The sequence below is a fragment of the Winogradskyella rapida genome (genome assembly GCF_042675845.1).
In the GTDB taxonomy this organism is placed as follows: domain Bacteria; phylum Bacteroidota; class Bacteroidia; order Flavobacteriales; family Flavobacteriaceae; genus Winogradskyella; species Winogradskyella rapida.
Genome location: NZ_JBHTKM010000017.1, coordinates 239,973 through 254,324, shown reverse-complemented (window position 1 = coordinate 254,324; position 14,352 = coordinate 239,973). Strand labels below are relative to the sequence as shown.

Below are 14,352 nucleotides of genomic sequence, written 5' to 3'. Positions count from 1 at the left end.
ATAGCTAAGAATGATCTCATAAATTTGATTATTTTTAAACCATCAACGACCCATCATGAGCGATAAGTTAGAATCCTGTAAAAATTGCGAACGTCCTTTAGATGACGATTTTAAATTTTGTCCTTATTGCGGTCAGAAGGTAAATGACGAACTCACACTAAGGGTTTTATTTTCTAATACCATAAATAACTACTTTTCAGTAGACGCCCGGTTTTTTAAAAGTTTTATTCCTTTAATGTTTAAACCTGGCTATTTGGCTAAAGCTTTTATTAGCGGAAAGCGTGCCATGTATCTGCATCCTGCTCAATTGTACTTTTTTATTACCATTGTCTTTTTTGCACTCTTATCATTCTCTGTAAATAGTCAGCGCGATGCAGTGAACCTAGAATTAAAAAAAACACTGTCTTCAAGTTCTAAAAAGAAGGGGCCTGCTATAACGGAATCAGAAGGTACTTCTTTAAACCTAGACGATTTAGAGCGTCTAAATACAGCTTTTAAAGATTCTATCAATACTAAAGCATTAGATAGCCTTACAGCTCAACAAGTAGATTCTAATTTTGTGGTGAAAGATCTCAATGACCCTGAAATAGAATGGAATTTTAATAAACCAGGACTAGATTCGCTTATTGAGGCGAATGCTTCTGATGACGAGATGTATAAATATATGGGTGCTAAAGAGGATGATAACTGGTTTCAAAGGCAGTTTTATTCCCAAGGCTTGAAATTTTATAAAATGCGAGATGGAGGTAATATCCTTAAAGCATTTTTTGATGCCATCCCGATTGCCCTATTCTTTTTACTGCCAATTTTCGCTTTATTATTAAAGATTTTATACTTCTACAGAGGGCCTTATTCGCACCACTTAGTCTTTAGTCTGTATTTTTTCTCTTTCCTATTTATGGTGTTTAGCCTGCTTTACGGCCTGAATGTAATTTGGGAAATTCCTGGTGCCCTTAATTGGTTTATAGGACTTTCAACTTATATCTACCTACTTATCGCGTTAAAGAATTTCTATGGGCAAGGCTGGTTTTTAAGTTTCTTTAAGTCGGGGGTAATCGGATTTATTTTTACCACCATTGTGATTCCAACTACTGTGGTTTTAATTGGGCTTATGGCATTTTTGTTTTACTAATGGCTTTTTAATTGACCAAGTAAAACGTATCAAAAAATCCTCTATCTACATTACTATAAAACTATAAAAGCTTAGATAAAGGACTTTGATTTATTCGGACTCATTACACCAAAAACCTTCTATAGTTTATCCTGTAGGTATGCGCCAATTACTGAATTTTCATCTTTTGCAAGGGCCTCAGGTGTCCCTTCAGCGACCAATTGTCCTCCGTGTTTACCACCTTCTGGACCAAGGTCTATAATGTAATCCGCACATTTTATTAAATCAATATTATGCTCAATAACAATTATGGAGTGGCCTTTTTCAATTAAGGCTTGAAACGATTTTAATAGTTTTTTAATGTCTTGAAAATGAAGTCCTGTAGTGGGTTCATCAAAAATAAAGAGGGTGTTATCACTTTTACTGCCTTTACCTAAAAAAGTGGCCAATTTAATACGTTGCGCTTCCCCTCCAGATAGGGTAGAGGACGATTGCCCTAAAGTAACGTAGCCTAAACCTACATCTTGTAGTGGTTGTAATTTCTTCTGAATTCTGGTTTCGTTATGGGTTTGAAAAAACGCAATAGCATCGTCAATAGTTAAATTTAAGACATCGTCAATAGACTTGTCTTCAAATTTGACTTCTAAGACTTCTTTTTTAAAGCGCTTACCACCACAGGTGTCACAGGTTAAGTGTACGTCGGCCATAAATTGCATTTCTATCGTCACTTCGCCTTCACCTTTACAGGTTTCGCAACGTCCTCCATCAACATTAAAGCTAAAGTGTTTCGCCGCAAAATTTCTAATATGACTTAGTTTTTGAGACGCGAATAAAGCACGAATATCATCATAAGCCTTAATGTAGGTTACCGGATTAGAGCGCGAAGAACGCCCAATAGGATTTTGATCTACAAACTCTACATGTTGTATATTACTCATGTTTCCCTTCATCTCAGAAAACTGACCTATTTTATCACTAAACCCTGTTAATTTCTTCTGAATAGCAGGAAAAAGAATCTTTTTTACCAATGTACTTTTTCCACTTCCAGAGACGCCAGTAATAACTGTAAGCATATTTAAAGGGAAAGTAACATCGATATTTTTAAGATTATTTTCACGAGCTCCTATAATTTCAATTTGATATTTAGAGCTACGACGTTTCTTTGGGGTTTCAATTTCTAAATCGCCATTTAAGTATTTAGCGGTAAGGCTCTCTGAGGCTAAAATCTCTTTAAAATCACCAACAGCAACAACTTCTCCACCTAAGGTTCCGGCTTCAGGACCGATATCTATAATTGCATCTGCAGCTTTCATAATATCCTCATCGTGTTCTACCACAATTACGGTGTTGCCTAAATCGCGAAGTGATTTTAAGACGTCAATAAGGCGTTCGGTATCTTTAGGGTGTAAGCCAATACTTGGTTCATCTAAAATATACATAGACCCTACTAAACTACTTCCTAAAGAGGTGGCAAGGTTAATACGCTGACTTTCTCCACCCGATAAGGTGTTGGATTTTCTGTTAATCGTTAAATAATTAAGCCCTACATTAGATAAAAACTCTAATCGGGTATGGATTTCCATGAGTAAACGTTTGGCTATTTTAGCATCGTATTCGTTAAGTTTAAGGGTTTTGAAAAACTGAGAGAGTTCATCTATAGGTAGATCTACCAAATCCGTAATTGTAGCCTCACCAACCTTAACGTAATTAGCTTCTTGTCTTAAACGTTTTCCATGGCAAACATTACATTTTGTTTTACCACGATAACGAGATAACATAACCCTGTTTTGAATTTTATAAGCTTTAGATTCGAGCTCTGCAAAAAAGGAATCTAAGCCTTCAAAATATTTATTTCCTTTCCAGATTAAGGCTTTATTAGCCTCGCTTAACTGAAAATAAGGTTTGTGTATAGGAAAGTCAAAATGGTGCGAATTATTAACCAATTGGTCTCTGTACCAACTCATACTATCACCGCGCCACGGAAAAATGGCATTTTCGAATATTGATAATTCGGTATTAGGAACAACCAAGTCGGCATCAATACCAATAACATCACCGTAACCTTCACATTTAGGACAAGCCCCATAAGGATTGTTAAAGCTGAATAAATGCGCATTAGGTTCTAAAAAGACCATGCCATCCATTTCAAACTTATTATTAAAAAGCATTTGTTTGTTATCGGCTAAAGACTCAACGATACAAGTTCCTACACCTTCAAAAAACGCCGTACCTACAGCATCGGCTAAGCGGTTCAGAAAATCTTCATCATTTTTAAATATAATACGGTCTACCACTAGGAATAAATCGTCAGAAATGCTTAGATCTTGTTTTAAAGCGTCGTCTATTCTAACCACATCATCCTTAACCTTAATTCTCGCATAACCTTGCTGCTGCAAAGTTTGTAGTTTGTTTTCTAAGGTTCGGCCTTCTTCTAAAATAAGCGGCGCTAAGAGTAATAATTTTGAACGCTCCTCGAAGGTAGTGATATAATTGATTACGTCTGAAACCGTATGCTTCTTAACCTCATGACCAGAAATAGGAGAGTAGGTTTTACCAATTCTTGCAAAAAGCAGTTTTAGGTAATCATAGATCTCGGTAGTGGTTCCAACCGTAGAGCGTGGATTGGTAGAGTTTACCTTTTGCTCTATGGCAATAGCTGGGGCAATTCCTTTGATATAGTCTACTTGAGGTTTATTTAAACGACCTAAAAACTGACGGGCATAACTACTTAAACTTTCTACATAGCGTCTTTGACCTTCTGCATACAAGGTATCAAAAGCTAAACTAGACTTCCCTGAACCTGATAACCCGGTAATAACTACCAATTTATTTCTAGGAATGACGACATCAATATTTTTTAAATTATGCAGTTTAGCACCTTTAATAATGATATTTTCCTTTGGGTTAACGTCGAGGTCAATTGTATTCATAAGTCTTTTTAGATATCTAAGTTTGCAAAGATACTACAATACCAAATAACCCATAAACTCTAGATTAGAATTCCTTATCGCGAAAAGATGAAATTAGGAGTGAAGCGGTTTGTATCCCTCTGCTGTCGCTTAAAGCGCGTAACCTTAGCCTTAAGTTTTCTAGAGGTTTCATCCATAAAAGGAACTTTTTATCCGATAAATTGTTAAATTTTAGAAGTATTTTTTGCTTTTTCAATCGGAATGTTGTTATATTTGAAATCTATTCACTTAAAAAACATCTGCTTATAGCATAAGATTACTTTAAAAAAAAAGCTTAAATCCCAACCTTAGTAGGCTACTACTAGGACTTAAAGTAATTATTATGACACACGACCTTATCCAAGACTCAGAGTTGGTTCGGAACTATATAAACGGCCATGAGTACGCACTTTCGATTTTGATTGAAAGGCACAAGCAAAAAATTTACAGTTTTATTTATTCTAAAGTTTACGATAGAGATGTGACTGAAGATGTGTTTCAGGATACCTTTATTAAAGTGATTAAAAATCTAAAACGCGGGAAATATAACGAGGAAGGCAAATTTTTACCATGGGTAATGCGTATTGCACATAACTTGGTGATTGATCATTTTAGAAAAAGTAGCCGTATGCCTAAATTTGATAATACTGGCGAATTCAGCATATTTTCTGTATTAAGTGACTCCAGTTTAAATGCGGAGAAAACCTTGATTAAAAATCAGGTGGAGTCTGATGTAAGACGTATTATTGAAGAGTTGCCTGAAGATCAAAAACAGGTTTTACTAATGCGTATGTATCAAGATATGAGTTTTAAGGAAATATCAGAACGTACAGGAGTAAGTATAAATACTGCTTTAGGGCGTATGCGTTATGCGCTTATAAATATGCGTAAGGTTATTGATCAAAATAATATCATTTTAACAAATTAAAACAATAAAGTGTTTAATTCTGCGTTTTTGCTATATATAAACTATTAAACAGCGAAAATGGCAAAAAACTACACACAAGTGTCTTCAAGGCCTAATCTCTTACAACCTAAAGATGAAACCATACGGTGGATCTTAAATTACTCTAAAGCTTTAAACGTTTTAGATTGTAATAATTTAGAGTCTGAAGCGCTGCTCAACTAAAAAAGATATCCTGAAGTATTCACTTCAGGATTTTTTATTTAATAGCAATTCTTCATAATTGTAAGTGCTTAGATATTCCGCTTTTAAAGCTTTTAAGTAGGCAATGGTCTCTGCTCTTAAAGGGTGGTTCTCTTTTAAGCAGTTTTTGATGTTATTATCGTAAACTGTAAGTGCAAGATACCAATGCCCCGTTCTTGAGACATAGTGGCCTTCAAATAAGGCTGAATTTCCATTGCTTTTACGTTTACTATCTATAGCCGCTAGAGGTACATTGATTTTTTTGTCCGTTCGTTGGGTTTCGTGATAACTAAGATACAGGGTTTGATTTTGCAATTGAAAAGGCACATTATAACCTACATTGTTATGCTGTAACTGGTACTTTTTATTGATATAGTGGTAAAATTCTTCGGCTTCTTTTGGGTCTTTAAAAATAAAAGCAATTTCTCTAGGCAAATCTTTCTGAAACTTTTTGGCCTGCATAATCTTATAGTCGTGTCGCTTAAACCTTGGCGCCACGGCTACAGGGATACATCCCCAAACAAAGAGCACTAAAATTATAAGAGAAACCTTTTTCATCTGTATTGCCTTGTAGATTTTAGAACAAGAGGGCTTTCAAAATTAAGCTATTTTTTGTTTTTATAGTAGGCCTCTAAAACCGTTTTTCGTCCTATAGTCTTCGTAATGATATCTTTATCCAAGTCCCAACCTCGAGCCGGAGAGTATTCTCTTCCGTACCAAATAATTTGCAAATGCAAGTCGTTCCATAGCTCTTCAGGGAAGAGGCGTTTAGCATCTTTCTCGGTCTGAACAACGTTTTTACCACTGGTTAAATTCCAACGGTACATCAAACGATGAATATGGGTATCTACAGGGAAGCAAGGAATACCAAAAGCTTGAGATAAGACTACCGCTGCCGTTTTATGACCAACTGCAGGTAATGCTTCAAGCGCTTCATAAGTTTTAGGAACTTCACCGTTGTGTTGGTCTATTAATATTTGCGATAAGCCATGGATCCCTTTGCTTTTCATAGGCGATAAGCCAACAGGCTTAATGATTTCTCTAATCTCTTCTACGCTGAGTTTAACCATGTCGTAGGGATTATCGGCACGTTCAAACAACAACGGTGTTATTTGATTGACGCGTACATCTGTACTTTGTGCCGACATTAAAACGGCAATTAATAGCGTATAAGGATCTTTGTGATCTAAGGGGATCGGAATTTCAGGGTATAGTTGATTTAACGTATTTATAACAAAATCTACCTTTTCTTGTTTAGTCATTCATTGTATTTTTACAGAAAGACAAATTTAAGCAATATGACGCATTTACAAGTAGGAGATAAGGCTCCAGATTTTTCAGCAAAAGATGAACAAGGAAATACTGTCTCTTTATCTGATTATAAAGGTCAGAAATTAGTAGTTTTCTTTTACCCAAAAGCAAGCACACCAGGCTGTACAGCCGAAGCTTGTAACTTAAATGATAATTACGATCGTTTTAAAAGTTTAGGGTATGCCATATTAGGAGTCAGTGCAGATAGTGCGAAAAGACAATCTAATTTTAAGAATAAATATGATTTTAAGTATCCTTTATTGGCCGATGAGGATAAAAGTGTAATTGAAGCCTTTGGAGTTTGGGGACCTAAAAAGTTTATGGGGAAGGAGTATGATGGCATCCATAGAACTACCTTTGTTATTGATGAAAATGCTGTGATTACAGATATTATTTCTAAAGTGAAAACAAAAGCGCATGCCGAGCAAATATTGCCAGCTTAAACGCATAGAATATTCTAGTATAATACAAAAGCGACGATTTTTTATAAAAATCGTCGCTTTTTAATATCTAATGCTGTTTGGTTTAACGCTTATGAATAATCTCTTCAGACTCCCAGCCAAACAAGCTTTTTTCTTTAATTAATTTGTCTACACCTTCAGGGAGCATAGCTTCCCAACCATCTTCATTATTAACAATCATTTTTAAGACCTTTCTAGAGAAAACAGATAGGTTTGAGGCATCGATATCCGAGATATCAACCACCTTACCATTGTATTTAAAGAATTTAAATAACTCTTTCATACGTGGGTGAACCTTAAGGTTTTCACTGGTTGTTAACGTACCATCTTCATTCTCCATTGGGTAGAGATAGACACGTAGATCTTTATAGAATAATTTTCCAAAGGCCTCTAGAATACCTCCACTTAAGTGGCGGTAATATTTCTCATCAAAAATATCTACAAGGTTATTAACGCCCATAGCTAAGCCCATTCTGTTTTTCGTGTATTGAGAGAAATACTCAACAAGCTTATAATACTCTTGGAAGTTTGAAATTAAAACTGTTTGTCCTAAAGAACATAAGAGTTTAGCACGATCCATAAAATCTTGCTCATCAATTTTTCCTTCAGCTCTTAAGTTAGATAAAGTAATTTCAAAAATGACCTGAGTTCTATCTTTATCGACCTTGTTCTCTTTAATGAACATTTCATAAGACTTCTCTAGCATGTCCATGTTCACTTTAGTAACGGGTCTAAAGCTTCCTCTTAAGGCTAAAATGTTTTTCTTGTAAAGGACTCTTGCAGGTAAAACGTTGTTTCCATCTGGTGCAAACATCACGGCATCTGTCATCCCATTTTTAACCAATTGTAAGCTCATAAGACGGTTGTCAACGTCTTCAAAAACAGGTCCGGAGAAATTAATGGTATCAATTTCTAACTGATCTTTATCTAAGTGATCGTAGAGGTAACGTAATAATTTACGCGGTTGATTGTATTTATAAAACGCCCCATAAATAAGGTTAGTTCCTAATTTACCAAGGGTTTCTTGTTGTAAACGTGCATCGGTTTCTTTAAATCGAATATGAAGCACAATTTCATTGTATTCTTCGTCTTGTCCTGGTTCAACTTGAAACTTAATTCCAACCCAACCATGACCCTTATATTGCTTTGCGAAATCAATGGTCGCTACGGTATTAGCATAAGAGAAAAAAATCTTGTTAGGATGCTTATCTCTAGTAATACGTTCCTCCATTAAATTCACTTCATGATTTAACATCTTACGAAGTCTGGCTTCAGTGACGTAACGACGATCATCTTCTATACCATAAATGGCATCACTAAAATCTTTGTCATAAGCAGACATTGCCTTAGCAATTGTTCCAGACGCACCACCGGCTCTAAAAAAGTGTCGTACCGTTTCTTGGCCAGCGCCAATTTCTGAAAATGTTCCATAAATATCGGCATTCAAATTGATTCGTAATGCTTTATCTTTTAGAGATGGAATATTCTCGAAATCCGTGTCGCCTTTATACGTTATGTCCTTCATTAAGTTTGGGTTTCTATCGTTTAAGCAAAGGTAAGGTTTTACTGTTGCAAACAAAAAAATAAGTTTATTTTTGTCTTAGCATTTCTGACTTAAAAGCATATAATAAAAATTAGATGTCTTTTTTATTTTATCGTGAATTCTACACGAAAAAAAGACAATTTTATTGCGATTTTTTTAACTGAGAAAGGCTTGCACTAAATTGAAAAGGTTTGAAAATTACGTTTTTAGGCACTGGTACCTCTCAAGGCATTCCTGTTATAGGAAGTGATCATCCGGTATGTTTAAGTGAAAATTTTAAAGATAAACGTCTCCGTGTTTCCATTTTGGTTTCATGGGGTGCTTATACTTTTGTTGTAGATTGTGGTCCAGATTTTAGACAGCAAATGCTTAGGGCTGAGGTGTCTAAAATAGATGGTATTTTATTTACGCATGAGCATGCCGACCACACCATGGGCTTAGATGATATTCGTCCATTTTTCTTTAGACAAGGTGATATTCCTTTATATGCACACCAACGTGTTTTTACGTCTTTAGAAAAACGTTTCGATTATATTTTTGCTACCGAAAACAAATATCCCGGTGCGCCAGGGGTTATAAAAAATGTGGTTGAAAATAAACCCTTTGTGGCTGGCGATTTGTCTATAGTGCCCATTGATGGTTTACACCATGAACTTCAAGTTTTTGGCTATCGTTTTGATAAGTTTGCCTATTTAACAGATATGAAAACGGTTGCTGATGCTGAAATAGAAAAACTCCAAGGAGTAGAAGTATTAGTGGTGAATGCCTTGCAAATAACACCACACCAATCTCATTTTAATTTAGAAGAAGCCCTTGATTTTATCGCTAAGGTGAATCCGAAGCGTGCTTACTTAACCCACATCAGTCCGCATTTAGGATTTCATGATGCTGTTGAAAAAGAATTACCAGAAAACGTTTTTTTAGCTTACGATAACCTACAAATTACCATCTAATTATGAAGAGTAAAATTTTAATGTATTTGTTTATTTTTTCTGTATTGTTACTGTTATTTCAATACGTAAATTCTAAAAATATCATTGACAAATATGAAACTGATATCGTCAAGGTTAAGGCTAAAGTGGTAGAAAAAGACAAAGAAATAGACGCTTTAGAAGACAAGAATTTTGAACTTAGCTATTTTAATATTGAAGGTAATGAGGACGCCTTAAGTTATTTTGAGGCTTTAGGTTATGATACAGAAGCTTTAATTCCTGCTATTGTTGAAGGGCTTTATAATACGAACGACTATGAAGGCGAGGAGCATCCTTTAGTGCCTTATGTTTCTATGACCGACTCTAAATTACTTATTAATAAAGTAAGAATTTTAAACCATAAATGGATTATTGCCAATTTTACAGATGGTAAACATTGGGGAGAAATTCTAGTGAGTTATTCTATTGATGAAAATAACGATCTTAAGTATAAATTGGTAGAGTACTTAATGTACCCTATCCTTAATTAAGCGCTAAGCAAGATTTTATAAAAGCACCTATTTTACCTTATAAAAGTTGAAGGTTTAAAGGTGCTTTTCTAACCACGCTTTTAAATCGTAAAAATTCTGAGGTGCAACACCGTGGCCTACAGGATATTCCGAATAGACATTATTAATTGCTAAAGCGTCTAAAAACAAAGGCGTTTTTTGTGCCCATGCCACAGGGATAACCTGATCTACCGTACCATGCGAGCAGAAAAAGTTTAAATGTGAAAATTTAGACTTGTCTAAGGTTGAAGGAAGCATATCTTCACTAATATAACCACTTAATGCGATGATGTTTTTTACTTTTTCAGGAAACGTAAGGGCTACGGCATAGCTTAATATAGAACCTTGGCTAAATCCTAAAAGGGTCACATTATTAGCATCTACAGCATAGGTTTTTCCGGCGTAATCTATAAAGTCAGAAAGTAATGCAATGGAAGCTTTAGCTTGGTCTACGTCGTTCCATTTTCCTCTATCAGCATCAAAATTAATAGCATACCATGCGTTTCCATAAGGTTGCATAGGGTGCGGAGCTCTTAAGGAAATAATAAAAAGTTCCTCTGGTAATTCCGAAGCAAAAGAAAAGAGATCATTTTCATCACTCCCGTAACCATGGCACATAATTAATAAGGGGGCGTTTTCTTTTAAAGTAGAAGGTCTTGTAATATAATGTAATTGCGACATACTTATTGGCCAATAGATTTAAAAGCGTTCTGAAAATAGTTACCGAGTAACGGGACTTTGTTAAGTTTTCCGGTGATCGCTCCTACAATACCGTAAATGTAAAGTACCGAGAAAAAGATCCAGAAAGACATGCTCACCATCATATTGTCTAAGCCGCCTATCACAATGGCTATTAAGATATAAGCTAAGCCCAATCCTAAGCCTTGTCTAATATGAAAATGAGTAAAGGGATTTTCTTTTTCTTTATTCATAAAATAGGCAATGAGAGTCCCCATTAAAGTTAAGTAAGCGACAAAAGCTAAGGTTTTACCTTTTTCTATAGTTGTTTGATCCATTATTTTAAAACCATTTTATCATTAGCAATAACACCGTAAGCAACACCTTTTAAAGCTGATCCTAAAAACATGCTATTCTTAGATCGAGATGAAATATCTGCTGGACTAAAGGTATAAGACTTATCAGGATTAAATAAAGTGATGTCTGCAAGTTCTCCTTCATTGATGCTCGCGGTTTTCACTCCAAATCGTGCTTTTCCTTGTGTTAATAAAGCTATTGTTTTCTTCGTAGTGAAGATATTTTGAAGCGCACCAAAAGCCGATTCAAGACCAATAGTACCGTTAAGGGCAAAATCGAATTCAATTTTCTTATGCTCTATATCAATAGGATTATGATCTGTAGTGACCATATCTATAGTGCCGTCTTTTAAACCTTCAATTAAAGCCTCACAATCCTTTTGCGTTCGCAATGGCGGTAAAACTTTATAGTGGGTGTCAAAGTCGTGCAACACATCATCGGTAAAAATGAGATTATGAATAGCAACACTACAAGTGACATTAAGGTTTTTAGCTTTCGCAGCTCTAATAAGGTCTACAGATTTTGCCGTAGATAGGGTTGGGATATGTAATTTTCCCTCCGTATATTCTAAGATAAATAAATCTCTAGCAATTTGTAATTCTTCAGCTAAAGCCGGATTACCTTTTAGTCCTAATTTCGTACTGTTAATATGCTCGTTAACAACGCCAAGTCCAGAAATGCGAGACTCTTGCGGGAAGGAGCATATGAGACCATCAAAATTACTTGCGTATTGCAGCGCAATTTTCATGAGATTAGGATTAGAAATAGGATGCTGGTAATCATAAAAAGCTACAGCGCCTGCATTACTCATGTCGTATAATTCGGCTAAATCTTCACCTTCACTTAATTGCGTTAGTGCTCCAATAGGATAGAGGCTTACGGCGTTATCAGCGGCTTTAGATTTTACAAAAGCGATATCAGCATAGCTATCAATGACAGGTCGTGAATTAGCATTAAGACCCACAGCTGTAAAGCCCGAGTGTCCTGCTGTTTTTAAACCATTTGCTATAGTTTCGCGTTCTTCATAACCAGGTTCTCCAAATGAAACGCTACTATCAAACCAACCTTGGGAAACATGAAGGTTGTCTAATGCTATTTCTTGGTAATTATTAGGATTGTCAAGGTCTATTGAAATTTTGGAAATCCGACCTTTTTCAATTAAAATATCAACCGTTTCATTGTGAAAATCACTTTTAGAATCAACGATGGTTGCAGATTTTATGAGTGCGTTCATTTAAGATATTTTAGAAGTAACATCTCTATTATTAAAAATGCTAGTGCAAAAATAACAAACCATTTCCATAGCGCATTAACATTTGCCTGACTTTTTATATTATTAATAGTGGTTTCTAAACGAGAGGCGAGGCTTACATTTTCTAAAGCATTTAAATCGTAATAATTAAGCTGACTTTCTGCTCTGTCATAATTGAAACTTAATTTTTGTATGACTTTATTTTTGTTCTTCACCTCCAGAATTCCTGCTGTATTGGGGAATGCCCCTGTTTCTAAAACTACCGTTTTACTGTAGGTTTTTTGTAAAGGAATCACAGCACTTTTAGTATCGGCTAACGTTAAAATTTCATCTTGACCAATAGAAGTTGGGATGGCTATGGAATTGGCTTCTCCTATAGTATAAAAAAGTTTAGAAAGGTTTAAACTTTGTAACCCTATATTGTACAAGACCGGAACAATGAGTTGTGAATTTTTAAAATTTGAATTGCTAAGGTTCAGCGGTGAGGCAAACACATAATTTTCAGAGTTCCCCATCAGGAAGGCTGTACCGTCTTCATAAGAGAGTACCGCGCCAGAATTTGAGGTAAATTGCTGTGTGTGTTCAACTTTTGGATATTGAAAATTACTAACCTTATTATAGAACGTGTTTTTCAGTAAAGGATGGCTGTAATGGATCTTAGTTATCCGTTTATCTTGCTTTTTAATAGGAGTATACGGATTAAGATTAGTGTTTTTAAGGAGTTGGTTATAACTGTTTATGTTGATTTCGTCTTTAGGAATAATTAAAAGTTTCCCCGAGTTTTTAGTAAAATTAATAAGCGCTTCACTTAAGGCCTTAGGGATGCTGCTGAGTTCGTTTAAAACAATAAGATTCTGATCTAAAATAAGCTTGTAATTCAGACGGTCTAAGGCAGCGCTTTGATAGTCAAATTCATCATTGGTATAAATTCGTTTTAAGAATGCATCCTCCGCGTCTTCATTAATCGCTAAGACCTTAATTTTAGGCTTCGCATTAATATTAAAGTAGAATGAATTATCAAATTCTAACCCAGAATCTTCAATGCTTAATCTCCCATTAATTTCTTCATTATAAGGCATAGTAAATATAACTTCTGCCTCCTTATCAAGTGCAATGGCACTTTTAGAACTTAGAATATCATCGTTGTATAAGGCCACAGAGACATTATCTACAGGCGTGTTCTGATTGCTTAAGGTTACGGTAAGATCTATAGTTTCTGCTGAAGTATTTGAAATATAAACACTATCTATACTAATATTAGAGCGGTCGTTAATTTGTGGCTGTACTAAGGTGACTTGCACTGTAGAATCCGCTTCAAATTGTAAGGCTTTTGCCTGTTGTTGAAAATCGGAAACTAAAATTAAGTGCTTGCTTGTATCGCCTTGGTCTAAGAACAGTTGTTTCCCTTTTAGATAAGCGGCTTCGTAACTTAATTGATTTGGAGCGAATTCCAGTTGAATTAAATCCTTTTTTAAAGTTTTAAGACTAGTATTTCTAAAGGTTTCGGTGTTGGTGTATAAGCTGATGCTTTCAGTTTCAGGAATACTGTTAATGATATCTTGTACCGCTTCATTAAACAAAGAACCATTTCGTCCTTTAGCTTGCATACTAAACGAATTGTCTAAGTAAATCACCGTTTCTTGAGCCTTATTAAAGGCTGTCGTTTTTGGAATAAAAGGCTGGGCAAAGGCAAGAACAATACAGGCTAATAAAAGCATTCTTGTAAACAGTGTGATCCATTTTTTTATTTGCGAACTTTTACGGGTCTGAAGTTTTACGGCTTGTAAAAATTTAACATTGGTAAATGTCACTTTTTCAAACCTACGGAGTTGAAACAAGTGTATTAAAATAGGAATGATCAGTAAGAAAAGGGCGTAGAGTAACTCGGGATGTTTAAAATGCATTCTAGATCTTTAAATTTACTGATTAAGCGTTTTATAAAATTAAAGTCAATGCGACCGTTATAATAATGTTGCGGTACTTCTTTTGACAATTCTTATAAAAACCATTTTAGTCATTTCAAATATAAGTAACGCAAGCCGATTAGCTTGTTTTGGTTTTAAG

General features: G+C 35.2%; 14 protein-coding genes. 6 read left to right on the top strand and 8 right to left on the bottom strand.

Annotated elements, in window-relative coordinates; all coding sequences use genetic code 11:
• Nucleotides 1-55 precede the first annotated feature (55 nt).
• Nucleotides 56-1,132 carry a DUF3667 domain-containing protein gene (locus tag ACFQ13_RS04930; RefSeq protein ID WP_386114717.1) on the top strand — a complete coding sequence of 359 codons (1,077 nt, stop codon included), beginning with the start codon at nt 56-58 and terminating at the stop codon, nt 1,130-1,132.
• A 119-nt stretch (nt 1,133-1,251) separates the two neighbouring features.
• Here the strand turns inward: ACFQ13_RS04930 and uvrA are convergent, their stop codons facing one another.
• Nucleotides 1,252-4,041, bottom strand: a complete 2,790-nt coding sequence (gene uvrA / locus ACFQ13_RS04925; protein WP_386114715.1) for an excinuclease ABC subunit UvrA — start codon at nt 4,039-4,041, stop codon at nt 1,252-1,254.
• Nucleotides 4,042-4,402: 361 nt separating this feature from the next.
• On the opposite strand from uvrA, the gene ACFQ13_RS04920 reads away from it, so the two are divergent.
• On the top strand, nt 4,403-4,987 hold the full coding sequence (locus ACFQ13_RS04920) for an RNA polymerase sigma factor (RefSeq protein ID WP_114309460.1): 585 nt from the start codon (nt 4,403-4,405) through the stop codon (nt 4,985-4,987).
• 57 nt (nt 4,988-5,044) lie between these two features.
• A complete protein-coding gene (locus ACFQ13_RS04915) occupies nt 5,045-5,188 on the top strand; it encodes a hypothetical protein (RefSeq protein WP_181858379.1) in 144 nt (47 codons plus the stop codon).
• 24 nt (nt 5,189-5,212) lie between these two features.
• Here ACFQ13_RS04915 and ACFQ13_RS04910 read toward each other — a convergent pair whose 3' ends face one another.
• Nucleotides 5,213-5,764: a hypothetical protein gene (locus ACFQ13_RS04910; protein ID WP_386114712.1), complete on the bottom strand. Its 552-nt coding sequence runs from the start codon at nt 5,762-5,764 to the stop codon at nt 5,213-5,215.
• Between the two features lie 47 nt (nt 5,765-5,811).
• The gene (locus ACFQ13_RS04905; RefSeq protein WP_386114710.1) at nt 5,812-6,468 is read right to left on the bottom strand and encodes an endonuclease III domain-containing protein; all 657 of its coding nucleotides are present in this window, start codon (nt 6,466-6,468) and stop codon (nt 5,812-5,814) included.
• Nucleotides 6,469-6,504: 36 nt separating this feature from the next.
• Here ACFQ13_RS04905 and bcp point away from each other — a divergent pair, with 36 nt between their 5' ends.
• Nucleotides 6,505-6,960 carry a thioredoxin-dependent thiol peroxidase gene (bcp, locus tag ACFQ13_RS04900; protein WP_386114707.1) on the top strand — a complete coding sequence of 152 codons (456 nt, stop codon included), beginning with the start codon at nt 6,505-6,507 and terminating at the stop codon, nt 6,958-6,960.
• An 82-nt stretch (nt 6,961-7,042) separates the two neighbouring features.
• Here the strand turns inward: bcp and ACFQ13_RS04895 are convergent, their stop codons facing one another.
• Complete coding sequence (locus tag ACFQ13_RS04895; protein WP_386114705.1) at nt 7,043-8,503, bottom strand: TonB-dependent receptor; 1,461 nt, start codon at nt 8,501-8,503, stop codon at nt 7,043-7,045.
• Between the two features lie 209 nt (nt 8,504-8,712).
• Here ACFQ13_RS04895 and ACFQ13_RS04890 point away from each other — a divergent pair, with 209 nt between their 5' ends.
• Entirely contained in the window at nt 8,713-9,474 is a 762-nt protein-coding gene (locus ACFQ13_RS04890) for an MBL fold metallo-hydrolase (protein WP_386114702.1), read from the top strand.
• A 2-nt stretch (nt 9,475-9,476) separates the two neighbouring features.
• The gene (locus tag ACFQ13_RS04885) at nt 9,477-9,983 is read left to right on the top strand and encodes a hydrolase (RefSeq protein ID WP_386114699.1); all 507 of its coding nucleotides are present in this window, start codon (nt 9,477-9,479) and stop codon (nt 9,981-9,983) included.
• A gap of 54 nt (nt 9,984-10,037) precedes the next feature.
• Here the strand turns inward: ACFQ13_RS04885 and ACFQ13_RS04880 are convergent, their stop codons facing one another.
• Genes ACFQ13_RS04880 through ACFQ13_RS04865 form a run of 4 tightly spaced genes read right to left on the bottom strand, consistent with a single transcriptional unit; the run spans nt 10,038 to nt 14,192 of the window.
• Nucleotides 10,038-10,682, bottom strand: coding sequence for an alpha/beta hydrolase (locus tag ACFQ13_RS04880; RefSeq protein ID WP_114309466.1), 645 nt, complete (start codon nt 10,680-10,682; stop codon nt 10,038-10,040).
• Between the two features lie 2 nt (nt 10,683-10,684).
• Nucleotides 10,685-11,017, bottom strand: coding sequence for a hypothetical protein (locus ACFQ13_RS04875; protein ID WP_386114697.1), 333 nt, complete (start codon nt 11,015-11,017; stop codon nt 10,685-10,687).
• A complete protein-coding gene (locus ACFQ13_RS04870; protein WP_386114694.1) occupies nt 11,017-12,270 on the bottom strand; it encodes a dihydroorotase in 1,254 nt (417 codons plus the stop codon). The genes ACFQ13_RS04875 and ACFQ13_RS04870 overlap by 1 nt, the downstream gene beginning before the upstream one ends.
• On the bottom strand, nt 12,267-14,192 hold the full coding sequence (locus ACFQ13_RS04865; RefSeq protein WP_386114691.1) for a BatA domain-containing protein: 1,926 nt from the start codon (nt 14,190-14,192) through the stop codon (nt 12,267-12,269). The genes ACFQ13_RS04870 and ACFQ13_RS04865 overlap by 4 nt, the downstream gene beginning before the upstream one ends.
• Between the last annotated feature and the right edge of the window lie 160 nt (nt 14,193-14,352).

What these genes read in the sequence shown, in the direction of transcription:
- ACFQ13_RS04930 (WP_386114717.1), top strand. Translation starts at nt 56, where the DNA reads ATGAGCGATAAGTTAGAATCCTGTAAAAATTGCGAACGTCCTTTAGAT.
- uvrA (WP_386114715.1), bottom strand. Translation starts at nt 4,041, where the DNA reads ATGAATACAATTGACCTCGACGTTAACCCAAAGGAAAATATCATTATT.
- ACFQ13_RS04920 (WP_114309460.1), top strand. Translation starts at nt 4,403, where the DNA reads ATGACACACGACCTTATCCAAGACTCAGAGTTGGTTCGGAACTATATA.
- ACFQ13_RS04915 (WP_181858379.1), top strand. Translation starts at nt 5,045, where the DNA reads ATGGCAAAAAACTACACACAAGTGTCTTCAAGGCCTAATCTCTTACAA.
- ACFQ13_RS04910 (WP_386114712.1), bottom strand. Translation starts at nt 5,764, where the DNA reads ATGAAAAAGGTTTCTCTTATAATTTTAGTGCTCTTTGTTTGGGGATGT.
- ACFQ13_RS04905 (WP_386114710.1), bottom strand. Translation starts at nt 6,468, where the DNA reads ATGACTAAACAAGAAAAGGTAGATTTTGTTATAAATACGTTAAATCAA.
- bcp (WP_386114707.1), top strand. Translation starts at nt 6,505, where the DNA reads ATGACGCATTTACAAGTAGGAGATAAGGCTCCAGATTTTTCAGCAAAA.
- ACFQ13_RS04895 (WP_386114705.1), bottom strand. Translation starts at nt 8,503, where the DNA reads ATGAAGGACATAACGTATAAAGGCGACACGGATTTCGAGAATATTCCA.
- ACFQ13_RS04885 (WP_386114699.1), top strand. Translation starts at nt 9,477, where the DNA reads ATGAAGAGTAAAATTTTAATGTATTTGTTTATTTTTTCTGTATTGTTA.
- ACFQ13_RS04880 (WP_114309466.1), bottom strand. Translation starts at nt 10,682, where the DNA reads ATGTCGCAATTACATTATATTACAAGACCTTCTACTTTAAAAGAAAAC.
- ACFQ13_RS04875 (WP_386114697.1), bottom strand. Translation starts at nt 11,017, where the DNA reads ATGGATCAAACAACTATAGAAAAAGGTAAAACCTTAGCTTTTGTCGCT.
- ACFQ13_RS04870 (WP_386114694.1), bottom strand. Translation starts at nt 12,270, where the DNA reads ATGAACGCACTCATAAAATCTGCAACCATCGTTGATTCTAAAAGTGAT.
- ACFQ13_RS04865 (WP_386114691.1), bottom strand. Translation starts at nt 14,192, where the DNA reads ATGCATTTTAAACATCCCGAGTTACTCTACGCCCTTTTCTTACTGATC.